This window comes from Actinoplanes sp. NPDC026619 (assembly GCF_040638295.1).
In the GTDB taxonomy this organism is placed as follows: domain Bacteria; phylum Actinomycetota; class Actinomycetes; order Mycobacteriales; family Micromonosporaceae; genus Actinoplanes.
In genome coordinates this window covers 16,257-35,050 of record NZ_JBEZYA010000012.1, presented here as the reverse complement: position 1 = coordinate 35,050, position 18,794 = coordinate 16,257, and the positions used below count along the sequence as shown (strand labels likewise).

The window sequence follows — 18,794 nt, the reverse complement described above, 5'->3', positions numbered from 1 at the left end:
CTGGAACTTGAATCAATTGCGCTGCAACACGAACACGTGGGCCGGCTCGACGTACGGGTCGATCCGGACGGCGTTGTGCTGGCCCCACTCGTACGTGGCGCCGGTGATCTCATCGACCACCGTGAACCGTTCGTGCCAGTCCATGCCGAGTTCCGGCATGTTCAGTGTGGTGTTGCCCCACTGAACATTGCTGGAGTCGAAGGAGACGACAATCAGAACGGTATTTCCGGTCTCGGGGTCACGCTTGGAAAAGACCAGGAGTGCCCCGTTGTCGACCTCGTGGAAGCGCAGGTTGCGCAGCCAGTGCAGAGCCGGGTTCTCGTTCCGGATCCGGTTGAGCCGGGTGATGTACGGGGCGAGGGACCGGCCGGTGCGCTCCGCCTCTGCCCAGTCACGTGGCTTGAGCTCGAACTTCTCGTTGTCCACGTATTCTTCGGCGCCGGGCCGGGCCACGTGTTCGAAGAGTTCGTACCCCGCATACATGCCCCAGGACGGCGTGAGCATGCTGGCCAGGACCGCCCGGATCTTGAACATCGGCGGGCCGCCGTGCTGCAGCGCCTCGTGCAGGATGTCGGGGGTGTTGGGCCAGAAGTTCGGGCGCATCCAGTCGGCCGTCTCGAGCAGTTGGCCCATGTATTCGCGCATCTCCCAGGCGGTGGTGCGCCAGGTGAAGTACGTGTACGACTGGGTGAAGCCGATCTTGCCGAGACCGTTCATCATGGCCGGCCGGGTGAACGCCTCGGCCAGGAACAGCACGTCCGGGTCGGTCTCCTTGACCTTGGCGATCAGCCACTGCCAGAAATTGAGCGCCTTGGTGTGCGGGTTGTCGACCCGGAAGATCTTGACACCGTTGTCCACCCAGTGCCGGACCACGCGGTAGACCTCGTCACGCAGGCCGCGGTAGTCGTTATCCCAGTTCAGCGGGTAGATGTCCTGGTATTTCTTGGGCGGGTTCTCGGCGTACGCAATCGTGCCGTCGGCCTTTGTCGTGAAGAACTGGGGGTGCGACTTGACCCAGGGGTGGTCGGGAGCGACCTGCAGCGCCAGGTCCATCGCGATCTCGAGGCCGTTGTCCTGCGCGATCTTGATGAAGTGCCGGAAGTCCTCGAGGTCGCCGAGGTCGGGGTGGATCGCGTCGTGGCCGCCCTCGTCGGAGCCGATCGCCCACGGGGAGCCGACGTCGACCGGCCGCGCGACCAGCGTGTTGTTGCGGCCCTTGCGGTTGACCTTGCCGATCGGGTGGATCGGCGGCAGATAGAGCACGTTGAAGCCCATAGCCGCGACCGCCGGGATCCGCTTGGCCGCGGTGGCGAAATTGCCGTGCTTGATCGGCGTCGCGTCCGGGCCGATCTCGGCGCCCTCGGAGCGGGGGAAGAATTCGTACCACGCGGAATAGAGAGCGCGCTGACGGTCGACCCAGACCGCATAGGACCGGGTGGTCGTCACCTGGAAACGCACCGGGTACTGCCAGAGCAGATCTTCCAGGTCGAGCGCGGGGGAGACCCGGGCGAACAGCGACTGCTGCTCGTCGCGCAGGACGGCCGCGGCGTTGCGGACCCGTTCCTCGTCCTCGTGCGGCACGATCTTGGTGGCCAGGTCGAGCACGTCGGCGCCCTCGGCCAGATCGTTCGCGAGGTCTTCCAGACCCTGGCCGGCGCCGATCTTCTTGACTACCGCGTCGCGCCAGGTCCGATACGGATCCTCGAACGCCTCCACGGTGAACGTCCACCGGCCGACCCGGTCGGGACGGATCACGCCGTGCCACTGGTCGAGGCCCGGTTCGCCCGGTCGCATGCGCGTGAACGGCTCGGTCTCGCCATCGGGGCCACGCCATACCACGTTCACGCCGAGGGCGTGGTGTCCTTCGCGATAGGACGTCGCGGAGACCGGGACGAATTCTCCGACGACAGCCTTGGCTGGGTATCGACCGCAGGAAACCGAGGGCGTTACGTCCTCGATGGGGAAACGACCGGTCATGATCTCCACCGTAGTCAGCGGGGCGGGCGCGGGCGCGGCGAACTGAGACCGCCGTAAGGGCATACTTCTCCGTTGGGAGGCTCCGCAAACGGCGGCGAGCCGATGCGTTAAACCTACCGGAGAGCGCTCAGGCCGGCTCGTCCAGGAGCGGTCGTGCGTCTCCGGTGAAATTCGACAGTTCACCCCGGATCAGCACCCGTAGATTTTTCCGCGGTCTGATCATCAGCACGTTACCGGCCAGCAAAATCAAGTTCCTTTTCCGGTACGGCGTCGGGCTTCCACAACCGCAACACAGTCCCCTCCTGTTTCACGTATGGGACTGGTCCGGCCGTGCGGACGGGTCGCATCCGGTTGCGGATCGGCTGCCCCGAGGGTCACCACGCGGCGCCGGGGAGCGCATCGGTTGCCGTGCGGTCCCATCCCGGTGACCCCGCTCAAGTCGGGCCCCGCAGCGGCCGAGGTATCCCCTGACGCCGCTCGACCGGAGCTGCGCCCGACTCTCCAGGAGCAACTTGTGGCCGGACCGTCTGTCGAGCTCTCGCCCGTGATCGCTGCCAGCACCCACTGGCTGTCACGCGCCTACCCGGCGGGCTCCCCCGACACCATCGCCCACACGCTGTCCGAGCTGCAGGCCCGGCAGGCGGTCACGGTCGCGGCCTGGCTGCGCTACCCCACCGAGATGGACGCGGCGCTGGTCGCGATCGCCGGCCCGGGCGGCTCGGCGGTCCTCGACTGGCGTGTCGGCTGCGAGCCGGACGACGAGGAGGCCGAGGAGGAGGGCTGGCGCACCTGGGTCGACGAGGTCGTGGTGAGCTGGGCGGCCTGCCTGCTGGCCGACCCGATGCTGGCCCGCAAGGGCGTCGACGCGGTGGCCGCGGCCATCCCGCCCTCGCTCGACGAGCGTCCCCGCCCGCACCCGCGCCGGGCCGGTGGCCTGCCCAACGAGTTCCGCCGGCTGCTCGACCCGGACCAGCGCGACCAGGACGCGGCGGTGCTGCTGCGCCACCCGGACCTGCTCGAGCCGGTCGCCGCCATGCACCGCGACACGCTGCGCTACCTGCTCGGCGTGGAGCATGAGGTCGCCGCTCTCGAAGAGGCCTGATACCTGAAGACCCCCCAAGAAAGAAGGCCGGCGCCCTGGTTCACGGCGCCGGCCTTTTCTTGTCCTTCTACTCAGCCTTTTCTTGTCCTTCTACTCGGCCAGCCGGGCCGGGAAGCCGCCGGTGGCGATCGGACCCCACCGCTCGATGGTAATGCGGATGAGGGATTTGCCCTGGTCACGCATCGCCTGGCGATATTCGTCCCAGTCCGGGTGCTCGCCGGAGATGCATCGGAAATACTCCACCAGGGGCTCGACCGAGTCCGGCAGGTCGATCACCTCGGCGACGCCGTCGACCTGCACCCAGGCCCCGCCGAACTCCTCGGAGAGCACGCACACCGACACCAGCGGGTTGCGCCGGATGTTGGTCGCCTTGACCCGGTCGGGGTAGGTGGAGACGACGATCCGGCCGTCGGTGTCGACGCCGCACGTGTTCGGTGACGCCTGCGGGCGGCCGTCGCGGCGGGTGGTCATCAGGATCGCGTGGTGGCGCGGCCGGATGAATTCCAGCAGCTCCTCCCGGCCGACCGTGGTGTTGGTGGCAATAGTGCGAGGCAACGTTGTCTCCAGGGTCTCAGGCGCCGACCGGAATCACGGCCGCCTGCTTGGCGGCGACCGCCGCGCCGATGATGCCGGCGTTGTTGAGCAGGGTGGCCGGGACCATCGGGGTGCGGATGTCGATCAGCGGAAAGAATTTGTCGGACTTCTTGCTGACGCCGCCGCCGATGATGAACAGCCGCGGGGAGAGCAGCATCTCCACGTGGCGGAGGTAATCCTCCACCCGCCCGGCCCACTTCTCCCAGCTCATGTCGTCGGCCTCGCGAGCCCGGTCGGAGGCACGCAGCTCGGCGTCCTTGCCGTCGAGCTCGAGGTGGCCGAACTCGGTGTTGGGGATCAGGACGCCGTCGAGGAACAGCGCGCTGCCGATGCCGGTGCCGAAGGTCAGCATCATGATCAGGCCGCGCTGATCGCGGCCCGCCCCGAAGGCCACCTCGGCCGCGCCGGCCGCGTCGGCGTCGTTGAGCACCGTGACCGGCTTGCCGAGGCGCTCGCTGAACAACTGGGCCGCAGGTGCGTCGAGCCAGGACTTGTCGACGTTGGCCGCCGTGCGGGTCACGCCGTCGACCACCACGCCGGGGAAGGTGATGCCGACCCGGTCGAAGCCGTCGAACTGGCCGGCGACCTCGGCGGCCGCCTCGACCACGCTGGTCACGTCACTGGGCTGCGGCGTGGGCACGCGGAAACGCTCGGCGAGCAGATCGCCCGCGACCGTGTCGACCGGCGCCCCCTTCACGCCGGAGCCGCCGATGTCGATGCCGAGGATGGCCATCTGAGTTCCCGTCCGCTTCTTGACGAATGTTTCCCGCTGTTTACCACGGGGGACCGACCTTGAATCCTCGCTCACGTCACCCTGGCCACGTGTGGGTCGGTCATTCGACGTGAGTGACTCATACTTTCGGCTAGTGTCACCTAGTCTTTGTGGCTAACGTGGAGGGCATCGAACGGTCGCCGCGTGCGGGCACGGCTCTCTGCCCGCTGATGGAGAGACCTACATGTTCCAGACCATGACCCCACCGAGAACGAAACACGGCACGGTGCCGGAAAGCGCCTCCGAGCTGCTGGTCGCGCTGGCCGCCGTGCCCGCCGCCGAGCCGGCCCGCGGCCGGCTGCGGGACGCCGCCATCGAGGCCTGGCTGCCGCTGGCCCGGCACCTCGCCAACCGCTACTCCGGCCGCGGCGAGCCCACCGACGACCTCATCCAGACCGCCACCGTCGGCCTGATCAAAGCCGTCGACAAGTTCGATCCCGAGCGCGGCGTCGACTTCGCCGGCTACGCGATCCCGACCATCATCGGCGAGATCAAGCGCCACTTCCGCGACCGCACCTGGTCCGTGCGCGTGCCCCGCCGGCTGCAGGAACTCCGCCTGGCGATCACCGAGGCCAACAGCACCCTGACCCACTCGCTGGGCCGTTCCCCGACGGTCGCCGACATCTCCGTGCACCTGGGCATCACCGAGGAAGAAGTCCTCGAAGGCCTGGAAGGCGCCCGCGCCTACAACGCCACCTCGCTCAGCACGCCGATCTCCTCCGACGGCACCACCGAACTGGGCGACACGCTCGGCGGCCTCGACCAGGAGTACGAGCTGGCCGAGACCCGGGTGGCGCTCGGCCCGGCGATGGCGACGCTCAACGATCGTGAGCAGAAGATCCTGACCCTGCGGTTCTACGGCAACCTGACCCAGTCGCAGATCGCCGACCAGATCGGCATCTCCCAGATGCACGTGTCGCGTCTGCTGACCCGGGCACTGGCCAAGCTGCGCAACGAACTCAACGCCGGCTTCTGAGGAAACAGCAAAAAGGGCGCTTCGGGACATCCCGGAGCGCCCTTCTTCACGTGCCTATTCAGCGCCGCTGGCTCGCCAGTTGAGCTGGATCAGGAGCTGGCGGGCCTGGTCGGCGAACTCGGCGTCGGAGGTCACCGCGTACTGGCCGGCCTGCAGGGAGCTGCGCGAGGCGAAGTCGCGGCGGCCGCCGGTGGCGGCGTGCGCGATCGCGCCGAAGATGGCGCCCCAGGCCGCGCCGATCAGCAGGCAGACCACGATGACGCCGAACCAGCCGGAGTCGCTGAAGATGCCGAACAGCAGGCCGATGAACAGGCCGAACCAGGCGCCGCTGGCCGCGCCGGCGAGGGCGGCCCGGCCGGTGGTGAGCCGGCCCAGGACGTTCTCCACCAGGCGCAGGTCGGTGCCGATGATCGCGGTCCGCTCGACCGGGAACTTGTTGTCGGACAGGTGGTCGACCGCCTGCTGGGCCATCGCGTAGTCGGGGTAGGTGCCGACGACCTCGGTGGGCACGCCGGGGGCGGCCGCGGCCTGCGCGGGCAGACTCGGCACGGCGCCACCGGGGCCGGGCGGAATCTGGGTGGAGGGGGTCGGGATCGGGGCGGTCGGGGCGTTGTCTGCCGGGGGAGCGGTGGGGATCGGGGCGGTGGGGGCGCTATCGGTCTTGTCGAACGGGGCAGTCACTTCGTACCTCCTTTGCGGCGGCGAGGGGCCGCCTTCGGTGCGGCTACCGGACGTTCGCCGGAGGTCAGCCGCACCCAGATCAGAAATGCGCCGGCCACCGCGGCGGCGCAGCCGGCCGAGCCGGTCAGGAACGCGAACCGGCCGGAGACCAGGTCGGGCGTGACACGCTCGGACATGGCCACCGCGATCAGGCCGAGGACGCCCGCGGCGCCGGCCACCACGGTCACGACCGCCAGCACGCCGGAACCGACCCGGCTCTGCCGTTCGGCCGGGTGCGGGCGGCGGGCGCGGAACAGCCGGATGCCGAAGGCGGACAGCGACGACCAGGCCAGCACCAGCAGCACCGCGGCGACCGTGTCGCTGGGGCGGTGCCACTCGGCCCACACGGTGGCGATCGCGATGACGGTGACGTAGCCGGCGCCGATCAGCGCGACCATGCCGCGGACCGCCTGCGGCAGCACCAGGATCAGCGCGGCGGCGACCGAGGCGGCGGCCGCGGTGTGCCCGCTCGGGAACGAGTTGGGGGTGGTCAGGCCGTCGTAATCGGGCCGGGCCAGATACATCTTCAGCAGCTGGGAGCTGCCGTTCGCGCCGAGCACGAGCACGGTCGCGCCGATCGCCAGGTCGATGCGCTTGCGCAACACCCCGATCGTGACGGCGGCCAGGCAGACCGCGACGAGGCTGACCAGCGTGGTGCCGTTCAGCGTGCGGCTGAGCACGTCGACGACCCGCGCGTGGTGCACGTCGCCGCCCTGCATGGCGGCGGTGTCGGTGTGCTGGCCGAGCGAGGTCAGCACGAAGACGCGGTAGAGGGCGGCGACCCCGGCGGCGGCCAGGATCGCGACCCCGAGGGGGACCAGCGTATGGCCGGCGCCACCGCGCGCCGAGGGGGCGGCGGCGGGCGCGGATTCGGTACGGGACGCCAGGGCCGTCATCGGCGGAAGTCCTCCCTGCTGCGGCGGGTGTCGAAGACGGAAGCCGTTTGCCCAAAACTGTGCGTTTTCAAGCGCACTTTCGCACAAGTCTCACCCGTTTCACAGGGACGCGGCCGCCCCAACCGGTGACGTTGGCAACTCAGCCGCTACCGGCATCGCTCTTGCCTCGCAACGCCCTCTCGCGATCTTCGTACGAGTACGTAGGCCGAGACGAGGGGGACGTTTCCATGGGGTTCAACACCCGACGACTTCTGGCTGCGCCGTTACTGGTGCTCGCCGCCGGTGGCGGCCTGCTGGTGGCAGCGCCGGCCGAGGCCGCTGGGGTGGCCGCGACAGTCGACGTGAACAGCGCGCCGCTGAAGATGCGACAGAGCCCGACGCTCGCCTCCGCGGTGGTGGGCACGCTGGCGGACAACCAGAAGGTCACCCTCGCCTGCGCGGTCACCGGCCCGTCGGTCCGTGGCCCGGTGCGCACCACGACCCAGTGGGACCGGCTGGTCAACGGCGCTTACGTCACCCACGCGTACATCCGGACCGGCCGGACCGTGCCGAAATGCGCGACCACCTCGCCGCAGGCGGCACCGGCAAAGGCGAAGCCGAAGCCGAAGCCGGCGACCGTGACTTACAAGATCGGTACGGTGCGCAGCGCCGACGGCTCGGTGAACGTGCGGACGGCGCCGAGCACCACCGCGCCGGTCAAGCGGTCGCTCGGTAACGGCGCGACCGTGCAGGGTGTGTGCGGCGTGGTGGGCACCCAGGTGTCCGGCACGGTGCGCACGACCACGCAGTGGAACCGGCTCACCGACGGCGGTTACATCTCGCACGCCTACGTGGTGACGCCGACGCTGACGCTCTGCCCGGGCGCCTCGCTCACCCCGCCGAACACCACCCCGCCGATCACGCCGGAGCAGTTCCTGGCGGCGTCGGTGGCGGGCGCGCAGCAGGGCTGGCGGGAGTTCGGCGTGCCGGCCTCGGTGACGATCGGGCAGGCGATCCTCGAGTCGGGCTGGGGCCGTAGTGGCCTGTCGACCACCGACCGTAACTACTTCGGGATCAAGTGCCAGAGCGGTAAGTACGGGACGCTCGCCAGCGGTTGCCACGACTACGTCACCACCGAGTGCACCGCGGCCGGCACCTGTTTCTCGACGACGGCGACCTTCCGGACCTACGCCACGATGGGCCACTCGTTCCGCGACCACGGCAACTTCCTGCGGGTGAACAGCCGTTACAAACCGGCGTTCGCCTACACCAAGGACGCGAACAAGTTCATCTGGACGGTGTGGAAGGCCGGCTACGCGACCGACCCGAACTACTACACGAAGATCACCACGCTGATGGCGAGCTACAACCTCTACCAGTACGACACCTGGAAGTAGTTTCCGCTATTTCGCCCCCGTCCGCCGAACCGGCAGACGGGGGCGATTTGCGTATTACGCTCATATTGGTGAGGAGATGGTGGTCCGGACCGCTGCTCACCATCGCTGTGATCATCTTGGGCCTGACCACGACCGGGCTGATCGTGGCCGGCCTGCGCGCCGCGCAACGGGAGAACGCCGAACGAGTCATGGACCAGCGAGCCGCGATGGCGAAGTCCGCCGTGCTGACCGAGACCGAGCGGTACCGCTCGCTGCTCGAGGCCACCGCCGCCGGCCTGGCCACCGACTCGCAGATGAACTGGGAAGACTTCGACGCGGCCACGTCGACGCTGGACTCGGCCGGGCTCAAGGGCACGGCCAGCGTCGCGTTCGTCGTGCCCGCCACCGACGCCCAGATCCCGGCCGTGCAGAAGCTGTGGCGTTCGCGCGGCGCCGACGGCCTCGCGCTGCGGCCGGTGGCCGGTGCCACGGAGCACTACTTCACGGTCTTCGCGCGCGGGCTGCGCCACGCCGACGGGCCGCCGCCGGTCGGCATCGACCTGGCCGCCGCGGCCGAGCCCGCCGCGGCGCTGGTCGACTCGCGCCGGATGAGCACGCCGACCGTCTCCGACACGTACGTCCTGCTGCGTGACCGCAACCTGCCCGCCGGCCAGCGGCAGCACTCGTTCGTCTTCGCCGCGCCGATGTGGCCGCGCACCGCCGACCCGCAGTTCCGCGGCTGGCTCGTGCTCGGCCTGCGCGGCCAGGACTTCCTGTCCGGCGTGCTCGCCACGGTCAGCCAGGGCCAGCTCGACGGCGAACTGCTCGCCACCAACGACGACGGCACCCAGCCGGCGGTGGCCCGCTACGTCGTGCCCGGCCGGCCCGACCTGGAACGGCAGAGCCTGCTCGAGGTCGCCGACGACGAATGGACCCTGACCGTCCGGGCCGACTCCCGGAACCTGCCCGGCGCCCGCAGCAGCCTCCCGATGACCGTGCTTCTCGGCGGGATCGCCATCACGCTGGCGCTGGCCGGTCTCGTCTACGTGCTGGCCACCGCCCGCACCCGCGCGATGGCCCGGGTGCGGGCCGCCACCGCCGAGCTGGGGCGGCAGGCCGGGCTGCTCGGCGCCGTGATGACCAGCATCGGCGACGGCGTCGGGGTGGTCGACGAGAAGGGTGAGTTCCTGCTGCACAACCCGGCCGCCCGGAACCTGCTCGGCATCGACGAGGAGCCGGCGGTCCCGGACGGCTGGCAGCAGTACTACGGGCTGTTCCGGCCGGACGGGAAGACTCCGTTTCCGCACGACGAGCTGCCGCTGATGCGGGCGCTGGCCGGCGAGAGCTGCGACGGGGTGGAGATGCTGGTCCGCAACCCGGGGCGGCCCGAGGGGATCCTGATCAGCGTCGACGGCCGGCCGCTAGACCCGAGCGCCGGGCAGCGCGGCGCGGTCGCGGTCTTCCACGACATCACCGAGCTGCGCCGCTACGAGAACGACCTGGCGGTGTTCGCCGGGGTGGTGGCGCACGACCTCAAGGCGCCGCTCACCGTCGTGCGCGGCCACTGCGAAGCGGCCACCGAGTCGCTCGCCGACGGGCTCGGCGACCCGGCGGAGTCGCTCCTGCGGATCATCCGGGCGGTCGACCGGATGGGCGCGATGATCGACACGCTCCTGGCCTACACGACCGCCCGGGACGCCCCGTTGTCGCCGGCGGCGGTCGACCTGGCCGCCCTGGCCAACGACGTGGTGCAGGACCGCAATCTGCCGGTCGGCGGCGAACCGCTGGTATGCATCGGCGAGATGCCGATCGTCGAGGCCGATCCGGTGATGCTGCGGCATGTTCTGGACAACCTGATCGGTAACGCCCTCAAGTACGTCCGCCCCGGCGCGGTGGCCCGGGTCGACGTCAGCGCCGCGCCGGCCGCCGATGGCTGGGCCCGGATCTCGGTCGCCGACCGCGGCATCGGGATCCCGGATGCGGAGAAACCGGCTGTCTTCGAACAGTTCCACCGGGCCCACGCCGGCGCCGGCTATGCCGGCACCGGGCTCGGCCTGGCCATCTGCAAACGCATCGTGGAGCGCCACGGCGGGGAGATCGGCGTCGCCGACAACCCTGGCGGAGGGACGCGCTTCCACTTCACCCTGCCATTGGAGGAGTACGCCATGAAGCTTCGACCGGCGAAGAAAACGACCGACGACGACGAGGCCCGCGCCAAGCTGGAGCGGGCGCTCGCCGAACGGGCCGCCATCGAGCACGCGGCGCTGCCGGGGCTGAGCGCGCTGCCGTCGTCGGCCCCGTCCGGCGGCGACCCGGCCGGCACCCGGCTGCGCTCGCCCGTGCCGCACCACCATCCGGCTGACGAATAATGGGGTCATGACCATTCCCGCCGTACCGCTGAATGACGCCCTGGAAATGCCTTTGCTCGGCTTTGGCACCTGGCAGATCCGGGGCGATTCGGCTTATAAGGCGGTCCGCGCCGCCCTTGACGCCGGCTACCGGCACATCGACACCGCCACCATGTACGGCAACGAGGCCGAGGTCGGCCGCGCCCTGGCCGACTCGGGCGTGCCCCGCGACCAGGTGTTCATCACGACCAAGCTGCCGCCGGAGCGGGCCGGCCAGGAGCGCGCGACGCTCGACGAGAGCCTGCGGGCGCTGCAGGTGGACGCCGTCGACCTGTGGCTGATCCACTGGCCGCCGTCGCGGGGCCGGTCCGTCCCGGTGTGGCGGGAATTCGTCGCGCTCCGGGAGGCCGGCCTGACCCGGGCGATCGGCGTGTCGAACTACGACGTCTCGGACATCGACGAGTTGGCGTCGGCGACCGGCGTGACGCCGGCGGTCAACCAGATCCGGTTCGGCCCGACGCTGTGGGACGCCGAGCTCGTCGCCGAGCACCGGTCACGGGGCGTGGTCGTCGAGGGCTACTCGCCGTTCAAGACCACCAACCTGCACGATCCCGCCCTCACCAAGATCGCCGGAGCGCACGGCGTCGACCCGGCCCGGGTGGTGCTGCGCTGGCATCTGCAGCACGAGATCGTGGTGATCCCCAAGTCGTCCTCGGAGTCCCGGATCGCCACCAACTTCGACGTCACCGGCTTCGAGCTGTCACCCGACGAGATGGCCGCCGTCGACGGGCTCGCCAAGCGGCGATAATCACCAGGCGTTTGCCGCCCGTTCCGCCTATTCTTGCTGCGCCATGTCGATAACACCCGCCTCGCTCCGCGCCCTTCTGACCGACCTGCTCCCTCGGGACGAACGGCGGCTCCAGCGCCGGCTGGACGGCACCCGCAAGATCCGGGACGACGCGGCCCGCGCCGTCGTGCTGGCCGAGATCGAGACCGAGGCGGCTGCCGCCCGCGGCCGTCTCGAGGCCAAGCTCGCCTCCGTCCCGCCGATCACCTACCCGCAGGCGCTGCCGGTCAGCCAGCGCAAGGACGACATCCTCGCCGCGATCCGCGACCACCAGGTCGTGGTCGTGGCGGGCGAGACCGGCTCCGGCAAGACCACCCAGATCCCCAAGATCTGCATGGAGCTCGGTCGCGGGGTGCGCGGCCAGATCGGGCACACCCAGCCGCGGCGGATCGCGGCCCGCACCGTGGCCGAGCGCATCGCCGAGGAGCTGGACCGGCCGCTCGGCACCACGGTGGGTTACAAGGTGCGCTTCACCGACCAGGTCAGCGACCAGACCATGGTCAAGGTCATGACGGACGGCATCCTGCTCGCCGAGATCCAGAACGACCGGATGCTCTACCGCTACGACACGCTGATCATCGACGAGGCGCACGAGCGCAGCCTCAACATCGACTTCATCCTCGGTTACCTGCGCGAGCTGCTGCCGCGCCGCCCCGACCTCAAGCTGATCATCACGTCGGCGACGATCGAGACGTCCCGGTTCTCCGAGCACTTCGGGGGCGCGCCGGTCATCGAGGTGTCGGGCCGCACGTACCCGGTGGAGGTTCGTTATCGGCCTCTGGTCTCGGTGGATGCCCATGAGGAGTCTTCAGACCTTTCAAGGGTGGCGGCGGGGCGGTCGGAAGGGGAGACCGAGGAGCCGATGGACCAGGTCGACGGGATCGCCGAGGCGGTCGACGAGCTCGGTCGCGACGGTGACGGCGACATCCTGGTCTTCCTCTCCGGGGAGCGGGAGATCCGGGACACCGCCGACGCGCTCGGCAAGCGCAACCTGCGCAACACCGACATCGTCCCGCTCTACGGCCGGCTCTCCGCCGCCGAGCAGCACAAAGTGTTCGAGCGGCACTCGCAGCGCCGGGTGGTGCTCGCCACCAACGTCGCCGAGACCTCGCTGACCGTGCCCGGCATCCGCTATGTCATCGACCCCGGCAGCGCCCGGATCAGCCGTTACTCCAGCCGGCTCAAGGTGCAGCGGCTGCCGATCGAGCCGGTCTCGCAGGCCAGCGCCAACCAGCGCAAGGGCCGCTGCGGCCGGGTCGCCGACGGCATCTGCATCCGGCTCTACTCGGAGGAGGACTTCGAGTCCCGGCCCGAGTTCACCGAGCCGGAGATCCTGCGCACGAACCTGGCCAGCGTCATCCTGCAGATGACCAATCTCGGTCTCGGTGACCTCGCGAAGTTCCCGTTCATCGACCCGCCGGACCGCCGCAACATCAACGACGGTGTGAAGCTCCTCGAGGAACTGGGCGCGCTCGACGACCGCAAACTCACCCCGCTCGGCCGCCAGCTAGCCCAGCTGCCGGTCGACCCGCGGCTCGCCCGCATGGTGATCGAGGCGGACAAGCAGGAGTGCGTCGCCGAGGTCATGGTGATCGCGGCCGCGCTGTCCATCCAGGACCCGCGCGAACGCCCCACCGAGAAGCAGCAGCAGGCCGACGAGAAGCACGCCCGGTTCACCGACAAGGAATCGGACTTCTTCAGCTATCTCAATCTGTGGCGCTATCTGCGCGAGAAACAGCAGGAACTGTCCGGCAATCAATTCCGCCGGCTCTGCCGATCCGAATTCCTCAACTACCTGCGGGTCCGCGAATGGCAGGACATCTATTCGCAGTTGCGGCACGTCGCCCGTACCCTCGGATTGACTCTGGATGAGGACCGCGAGGAAATCGCCGAGGGCGCCCATGTCCATACCGCTCTTCTCGCCGGCCTGCTGAGCCATCTCGGTCTCAAGGAGGGCGACAAGCGCGAGTACCTCGGCGCGCGCGGCGCCAAGTTCGCGATCTTCCCCGGCTCGGCGCTGTTCAAGAAGCAACCGCGCTGGGTGATGTCGGCCGAACTGGTCGAGACCAGCCGGCTGTGGGGCCGGGTGAACGCCCGCATCGAGCCGGAATGGGCCGAGGAACTCGCGCCTCACCTGGTCAAACACTCCTACAGCGAGCCGCACTGGGAAAAGAAGCAGGGCGCGGTGATGGCCTTCGAGAAGGTCACGCTCTACGGCCTGCCGATCGTGCCGCGCCGGCGGGTGCTCTATTCCAAGGTCGACCCGGTGCTGTGCCGCGAGCTGTTCATCCGGCACGCGCTGGTCGAGGGCGACTGGGAGACGCACCACAAGTTCTTCGACGCGAATCGTGTTCTGCTCGAACGCATCGAGGAGATCGAGAATCGCTCCCGCCGCCGCGACATCGCGGTCGACGACGAGACGGTCTATGCGCTTTACGATGCGCGGATTCCGGCCGACGTCGTTTCCGCGCGGCATTTCGACTCGTGGTGGAAGAAAGCCCGGCACACCGATCCCGACCTGCTCACGTTCACCCGGGAAATGCTGGTCAACGCCGGGCGCGACACGGTCGACCCGAACGCGTTCCCGGACGCCTGGCTGGCCGGCGGGGTGAAGCTTCCGCTGGTCTACTCCTTCGACCCCGACTCGGCCGCCGACGGCGTGACCGTCACGGTTCCGCTGACGCTGCTCAACAAGCTCGACGCCGACGACTTCGGCTGGTCGGTGCCCGGGTTCCGCAAGGACGTGGTGATCGCGCTGATCCGGGCTCTGCCCAAGGCGCTGCGCACCAACTTCGTGCCGGTTCCGGACTGGGCCGAGGCGGTGCTCGACCGCGTCCCGGCCCGGCGCGGATCGCTGCCCGACGCGGTCGGCACCGAGCTGCGCCGGCTGACCGGCGCCATCGTGCCGGCCGACGCGTGGCGGCCCGACCAGGTGCCGGCGCATCTGCGGATGAACTTCCGGGTGATCGACGAGAACGACAAGGTCGTGGGGGAGGAGCGCGACCTCGACGTGCTGCGGCGCTCGCTCGCCCCGGCCGTGCAGAAGACCATCTCGGCCGCCGCCGGCAACATCGAGCGGCGGGGGATCACCACCAACGACTTCGGCGCGCTGCCGCGACGCCTTCAGCAGCTCCGCGGCGGGTACGAGGTGAGCGTCTACCCGGCGCTGGTCGACGAGGGCGACTCGGTGGCCGTACGCGTCTTCGAGACCGAGCCGGAACAGCACGACGCGATGATCGCCGGCACCCGGAAACTGCTGCTCCTGACGCTGCCGCCGGCCGCACGTTACCTGGGCGGGCGACTCGACAACCGGGCCAAGCTCGAGCTGTCCCGCGGCAACCCCTACCGCTCCATCGCCGACCTGCTCGACGACTGCGCCGGGGCGGCCGTGGACCGGCTCGTCGCCGATGCGGGCGGCCCGGCCTGGTCTTCTCCGGCATTCGCGACGCTGCGTGACGCCGTACGGGAAGATCTGGTTGATGCCGTTGCGAACGTCGTGACGCAGGTGCAGGCGGTCCTCGCCACCGCCTACGAGGTGTCGCAGCGGCTGAGCAGCACCAAGAACCCGGCGATGGTGGCCGCGATGGCCGACATCCGGCAGCAGCTCAAGGCGCTGGTCTACCCCGGTTTCGTGACCGCGACCGGCTGGCGGCAGTTGCACCACCTGCCGCGCTACCTGCGGGGGATCAACTACCGCCTCGACCGGCTCGGCACGAATCTCGCCCGCGACCGGCAGCTGATGGCGCAGATCCACGAGATCGAGGCCGAGTTCCGGGAGCTCCGCGGGGAACTGCCGCCCTCGGAGGAGATGACCGCGGTGCGCTGGATGATCGAGGAACTGCGGATCAACTTCTTCGCCCAGGCCCTCGGCACCGCCTATCCGGTTTCGGACAAAAGGGTCTTCAAGGCGATGGATCAACTACCGGCGTAGCGGGCTCGTAGGCGCTCGGGTGCCGTTCGGTTACCCCCCTTCTATGGGGCCCGGGCAGGCCCTAGCGTTCTGGCCATGACGAACGAATTCCTCGCCTTCGCCCCGATCTCGACCGACGCCGACATCCCGGTCCTCGACCCCGCTGCCGCGCTGCTGGACGAGATGATGGCGCGGCTGGGTGTCGACGGCCTCGCCGCCGCGTTCGCCGACCCGGGCCTGCTCGCCCTGGTCGACCAGCACTCCGCCGCCGTCCGCGACGCCCTGGTCGACGCCGACCGCGACGCCGACGCCGCCGGTCTGGCCGCCTACGCCACCTCGATCATCGCCGCCGCCCGCCGCGGTGGCCGCACCCTCCCGGCCATCGGCCAGGCGCCGGTCCGCCCGGCCGACTGGAAGGCCGCCGACTGGCACCTGCAGCGCCTGCTCGGCGTGTGCATGCTGGCCGAGGCGCTGGACGTTCTGCCCTGATCCCGTAACAATCCGGGCATAACGCACTCTCATCGGTATGAAGATCGCAATTGCTCTCGTGGCGGCGGCCGGGATCCTCGTCCCGGCGTCGCCCGCCCTGGCGGACACTCCCGCTCCCGTTGCGGTGGTGGCCCGCTGGGACTTCAACGCCGGCTCCGCCGCCGGCAAGATCGTCGACACCTCCGGTAAGGGCGTGACGCTCAGCGTCCGCTCCGCCGACCAGGGTGTGCTCCGCTTCGAGGCCGGGACGGTCATCTTCCCGGCCGGCTGCGCGGCCGCGGCCACCACCTGCGCGCGGGGCCTGATGGAGGCCCCGGACAACGCCAACCTGAACCCGGGCACGCGGCTGTTCAACTGGTCGGCCCGGGTGAACGTGACGAAGGCCCAACTGTCCGGCTCGGCCAACATCATGCAGAAGGGCGTGGCCGGCACCGGCAGCCAGTGGAAGCTGCAGCTCGGCGCGACCAACGGCCGGGCCCAGTGCGTGGTCACCGGCACCGGATCGGCCACTCCCTACATCGCCCGCTCCGACATCTCGGTCACCGACGGCCAATGGCACAAGCTCTACTGCCAGCGCTCCGGTACGACGTTGTCGGTCCAGATCGACGGCGCCGTACACGGCTCGACCACCATCCCGGCAACGCTGTCGATCAGCAACACGTCACCGTTGCGGGTCGGCGGCGCGAACTTCAACCTGCGCAGCGACATGTACCACGGCACCCTCGACGACGTGTACGCCGAGCTCGGCTGATTCCTATTTGCGGCGGCCCGGTCGTGCTGGCCGGGCCGTTCCGCACGGGGCAGCGCGGGGGTCACCCATCGATTACTGTCACCGCCCATGCTCGGCAGAATCCTCAGCAACCGATACAGCACCACGCTCGTCGGCCTGCTCCTGGTCTTCATCGGAATCTTCGCCTTCTCCGGCAACGACGTGAAGTGCGGCTCCGACCGGATGGAGCCCGGCGACACCTGCACCGAAACCCGCAAGGGCACATCAACGACGAGAAGCTTCGACGAACAGAAGTCGCACGACAAATACATGCGCTGGGCCGTCCTCGGCCTGGGCGCTTTGATGTTCATCGGCGGCACCATCTCGATCGTCCGGCGCCACTCCGGCGCCTCCGCCAAGAAAGCCGAGGCCGCGCCTTCGGCCGGCGGCAACCCACCGTTCCAGCCGCAGCCCGCGCCGCAGCAGCAGGGCTACCCGCAGCAGTACGGCGCGCCGCAGCCCGGCCCGTCGCACCAGGCTGTTCCCCAGCAGGGTTTCTCTTCGCAGCCCGCGCCGCAGCAGCAGGGCTACCCACAGCAGTACGGCGCGCCGCAGCCCCAACCGGCCCCTTCGCACCAGGCCGCTCCCCGGCAGGATTTCTCTTCCCAGCCCGCGCCGCAGCAGGGCTACCCGCAGCAGTACGGCGCACCGCAGCCCCAACCGGCCTCGTCGCACCGGGCCGTTCCCCAGCAGGGTTTCTCTTCCCAGCCCGCGCCGCAACACCAGAGCGCTTCCTCGCCCCAGGCTGACCCGCTGTACCAAGGCTTCCCGCCGCAGAGTTACCCCGCGCAGCAGAGCCTCCCCGCGCAGCAGAGCCTCCCCGCGCAGCAGAGCCTCCCCGCGCAGCAGGGCCACCCCGCGCAGCAGGGCCACCCCGCGCAGCAGGGCCACCCCGCGCAGCAGGGCCACCCCGCGCAGCAGGGCCACCCCGCGCAGCAGGGCCAGTCTGCGCAGCAGGGCTACCCCGGCCAGCAGGGCTACTCCGGACAGCACGGCCGGCCCGGACAGCACGGCCGGCCCGGACAGCACGGCCACCCCGGAGAGCACGGCCACCCCGGACAGCGGGGCTACCCAGCGCAACAGGGCCATCCGACGGAGTTGGGTTACCCCGCGCAGCAGGCCTACTCCGGGCAACAGGCTCACTCCGGGCAACAGGACCAGTCCGCACAGCAGGGCTACCCCGTCCAGCAGAGTTACCCCGCGCAGCAGCCGACTTATCCGCCGCGGCAGCCTTGGCCACCTCAGGAGTAGCGCCGCCTCGGCTTGGGGGTTGTCCTGGCTTGGGGGTCGTCCTGGCTTGGGGGTCGTCCTGGCTTGGGGGTCGTCCTGGCTTGGGGGTCGTCCTGGCTTGGATTCGCCCCGGCCTAGGGGTCGTCCTGGGCTGGGCGTCGTCCCTGCCTCGGGGGTCGTCCCCGGTTACTGGGGCGGGCCGGCCGCTCGGCCGCGGTGGCGGTCGGCCTCGGCCGGGCGGGCGTGATGGCGGGCGGAAACGAGGGAAGCCCAGCAGACAGTTGTCTGCCGGGCTTCCGGGTGGGCGGCGCGTGGCCGGCCTAGCTCCGTCGGAAGGCGTAGGAGCGGGACTTTCCGCCGCCGTTGCGAGCGTGGTCGCGTTCGGCGCGGTCCCGGGCGGCCTGTCGGCCGTCGCGGGCGCCGTGGTGGGCGGCGGCCAGGCCGGTTGCCTGGCCGGGGCGGCCGGACGGTGAGCTGCCCGCCGACTGGGAAAGCCCAGTGGCAAGGTCCTGCTTGGCGAGATCGTCCTGGTCTACCCGGACGGAAAAGCTCTTCGGGGGCATACGAACCTCCTTTGCGCGCGCCGCCTCGGGGACAGCGCAGGGCAGGGCGAAGCCGTGGAAAGAATGAGAGATTGCTCCGGGCGTCGGCACGCCGGCGTCTCCACGGCGGGACTAACCGCCGGAGCGCGCTAGGAGCCGGAACGCAGGGGCCGCGACCGCGGCCGACGACAATCAGAAGATCATGCGCGCAACGCTATCCGACCCGTTCCGGGAGCGCGACCGGATTAATTCGGGGCTTGCGGCGGT

15 protein-coding genes are annotated in these 18,794 nt (G+C 69.9%); 8 read left to right on the top strand and 7 right to left on the bottom strand.

From position 1 onward, the window contains the following. Positions 1 to 12: 12 nt before the first annotated feature. Entirely contained in the window at positions 13 to 1,977 is a 1,965-nt protein-coding gene (locus AB0E90_RS25160) for an alpha-1,4-glucan--maltose-1-phosphate maltosyltransferase (protein ID WP_360410266.1), read from the bottom strand. A gap of 514 nt (positions 1,978 to 2,491) precedes the next feature. Between AB0E90_RS25160 and AB0E90_RS25155 the strand changes: the two genes are divergently transcribed. Further along, positions 2,492 to 3,079: a hypothetical protein gene (locus AB0E90_RS25155; protein ID WP_360410263.1), complete on the top strand. Its 588-nt coding sequence runs from the start codon at positions 2,492 to 2,494 to the stop codon at positions 3,077 to 3,079. Between the two features lie 90 nt (positions 3,080 to 3,169). On the opposite strand, the gene AB0E90_RS25150 is transcribed toward AB0E90_RS25155, so the two are convergent. Beyond that, on the bottom strand, positions 3,170 to 3,634 hold the full coding sequence (locus AB0E90_RS25150; RefSeq protein WP_360410260.1) for a PPOX class F420-dependent oxidoreductase: 465 nt from the start codon (positions 3,632 to 3,634) through the stop codon (positions 3,170 to 3,172). Positions 3,635 to 3,650: 16 nt separating this feature from the next. Continuing rightward, positions 3,651 to 4,406 carry a polyphosphate--glucose phosphotransferase gene (ppgK, locus tag AB0E90_RS25145; protein ID WP_360410257.1) on the bottom strand — a complete coding sequence of 252 codons (756 nt, stop codon included), beginning with the start codon at positions 4,404 to 4,406 and terminating at the stop codon, positions 3,651 to 3,653. 235 nt (positions 4,407 to 4,641) lie between these two features. On the opposite strand from ppgK, the gene AB0E90_RS25140 reads away from it, so the two are divergent. Next, positions 4,642 to 5,421 (top strand): SigB/SigF/SigG family RNA polymerase sigma factor, encoded by a 780-nt coding sequence (locus AB0E90_RS25140; protein WP_360410254.1) that lies wholly within the window; start codon positions 4,642 to 4,644, stop codon positions 5,419 to 5,421. A gap of 54 nt (positions 5,422 to 5,475) precedes the next feature. Here AB0E90_RS25140 and AB0E90_RS25135 read toward each other — a convergent pair whose 3' ends face one another. Then, positions 5,476 to 6,015 carry a general stress protein gene (locus AB0E90_RS25135; protein ID WP_360410904.1) on the bottom strand — a complete coding sequence of 180 codons (540 nt, stop codon included), beginning with the start codon at positions 6,013 to 6,015 and terminating at the stop codon, positions 5,476 to 5,478. Between the two features lie 83 nt (positions 6,016 to 6,098). Continuing rightward, positions 6,099 to 7,037, bottom strand: a complete 939-nt coding sequence (locus AB0E90_RS25130; RefSeq protein ID WP_360410251.1) for a phosphatase PAP2 family protein — start codon at positions 7,035 to 7,037, stop codon at positions 6,099 to 6,101. A gap of 227 nt (positions 7,038 to 7,264) precedes the next feature. On the opposite strand from AB0E90_RS25130, the gene gsmA reads away from it, so the two are divergent. From gsmA to AB0E90_RS25100, 6 genes are all read left to right on the top strand, one after another. Further along, positions 7,265 to 8,413 carry a sporangiospore maturation cell wall hydrolase GsmA gene (gene gsmA / locus AB0E90_RS25125; RefSeq protein WP_360410248.1) on the top strand — a complete coding sequence of 383 codons (1,149 nt, stop codon included), beginning with the start codon at positions 7,265 to 7,267 and terminating at the stop codon, positions 8,411 to 8,413. A gap of 68 nt (positions 8,414 to 8,481) precedes the next feature. Continuing rightward, complete coding sequence (locus AB0E90_RS25120; RefSeq protein WP_360410245.1) at positions 8,482 to 10,761, top strand: ATP-binding protein; 2,280 nt, start codon at positions 8,482 to 8,484, stop codon at positions 10,759 to 10,761. Positions 10,762 to 10,768: 7 nt separating this feature from the next. Then, positions 10,769 to 11,548, top strand: a complete 780-nt coding sequence (locus tag AB0E90_RS25115) for an aldo/keto reductase (RefSeq protein ID WP_360410242.1) — start codon at positions 10,769 to 10,771, stop codon at positions 11,546 to 11,548. A gap of 43 nt (positions 11,549 to 11,591) precedes the next feature. Further along, positions 11,592 to 15,518, top strand: coding sequence for an ATP-dependent RNA helicase HrpA (hrpA, locus tag AB0E90_RS25110; protein WP_360410239.1), 3,927 nt, complete (start codon positions 11,592 to 11,594; stop codon positions 15,516 to 15,518). Positions 15,519 to 15,593: 75 nt separating this feature from the next. Continuing rightward, entirely contained in the window at positions 15,594 to 15,986 is a 393-nt protein-coding gene (locus tag AB0E90_RS25105; protein WP_360410236.1) for a DUF6401 family natural product biosynthesis protein, read from the top strand. A 37-nt stretch (positions 15,987 to 16,023) separates the two neighbouring features. Then, positions 16,024 to 16,737 carry a laminin G domain-containing protein gene (locus AB0E90_RS25100; RefSeq protein WP_360410233.1) on the top strand — a complete coding sequence of 238 codons (714 nt, stop codon included), beginning with the start codon at positions 16,024 to 16,026 and terminating at the stop codon, positions 16,735 to 16,737. A gap of 243 nt (positions 16,738 to 16,980) precedes the next feature. On the opposite strand, the gene AB0E90_RS25095 is transcribed toward AB0E90_RS25100, so the two are convergent. Together AB0E90_RS25095 and AB0E90_RS25090 are read right to left on the bottom strand one after the other, a co-directional pair. Continuing rightward, entirely contained in the window at positions 16,981 to 17,844 is an 864-nt protein-coding gene (locus AB0E90_RS25095; protein ID WP_360410230.1) for a hypothetical protein, read from the bottom strand. 461 nt (positions 17,845 to 18,305) lie between these two features. Beyond that, on the bottom strand, positions 18,306 to 18,548 hold the full coding sequence (locus AB0E90_RS25090; RefSeq protein WP_360410227.1) for a hypothetical protein: 243 nt from the start codon (positions 18,546 to 18,548) through the stop codon (positions 18,306 to 18,308). Positions 18,549 to 18,794 lie beyond the last annotated feature (246 nt).

Excerpts from the sequence above, each read along its gene's own strand:
- AB0E90_RS25160 (WP_360410266.1), bottom strand. The coding sequence starts at position 1,977 with ATGACCGGTCGTTTCCCCATCGAGGACGTAACGCCCTCGGTTTCCTGC.
- ppgK (WP_360410257.1), bottom strand. The coding sequence starts at position 4,406 with ATGGCCATCCTCGGCATCGACATCGGCGGCTCCGGCGTGAAGGGGGCG.
- AB0E90_RS25140 (WP_360410254.1), top strand. The coding sequence starts at position 4,642 with ATGACCCCACCGAGAACGAAACACGGCACGGTGCCGGAAAGCGCCTCC.
- AB0E90_RS25130 (WP_360410251.1), bottom strand. The coding sequence starts at position 7,037 with ATGACGGCCCTGGCGTCCCGTACCGAATCCGCGCCCGCCGCCGCCCCC.
- gsmA (WP_360410248.1), top strand. The coding sequence starts at position 7,265 with ATGGGGTTCAACACCCGACGACTTCTGGCTGCGCCGTTACTGGTGCTC.
- AB0E90_RS25115 (WP_360410242.1), top strand. The coding sequence starts at position 10,769 with ATGACCATTCCCGCCGTACCGCTGAATGACGCCCTGGAAATGCCTTTG.
- hrpA (WP_360410239.1), top strand. The coding sequence starts at position 11,592 with ATGTCGATAACACCCGCCTCGCTCCGCGCCCTTCTGACCGACCTGCTC.
- AB0E90_RS25105 (WP_360410236.1), top strand. The coding sequence starts at position 15,594 with ATGACGAACGAATTCCTCGCCTTCGCCCCGATCTCGACCGACGCCGAC.
- AB0E90_RS25100 (WP_360410233.1), top strand. The coding sequence starts at position 16,024 with ATGAAGATCGCAATTGCTCTCGTGGCGGCGGCCGGGATCCTCGTCCCG.
- AB0E90_RS25095 (WP_360410230.1), bottom strand. The coding sequence starts at position 17,844 with ATGGCCCTGTTGCGCTGGGTAGCCCCGCTGTCCGGGGTGGCCGTGCTC.
- AB0E90_RS25090 (WP_360410227.1), bottom strand. The coding sequence starts at position 18,548 with ATGCCCCCGAAGAGCTTTTCCGTCCGGGTAGACCAGGACGATCTCGCC.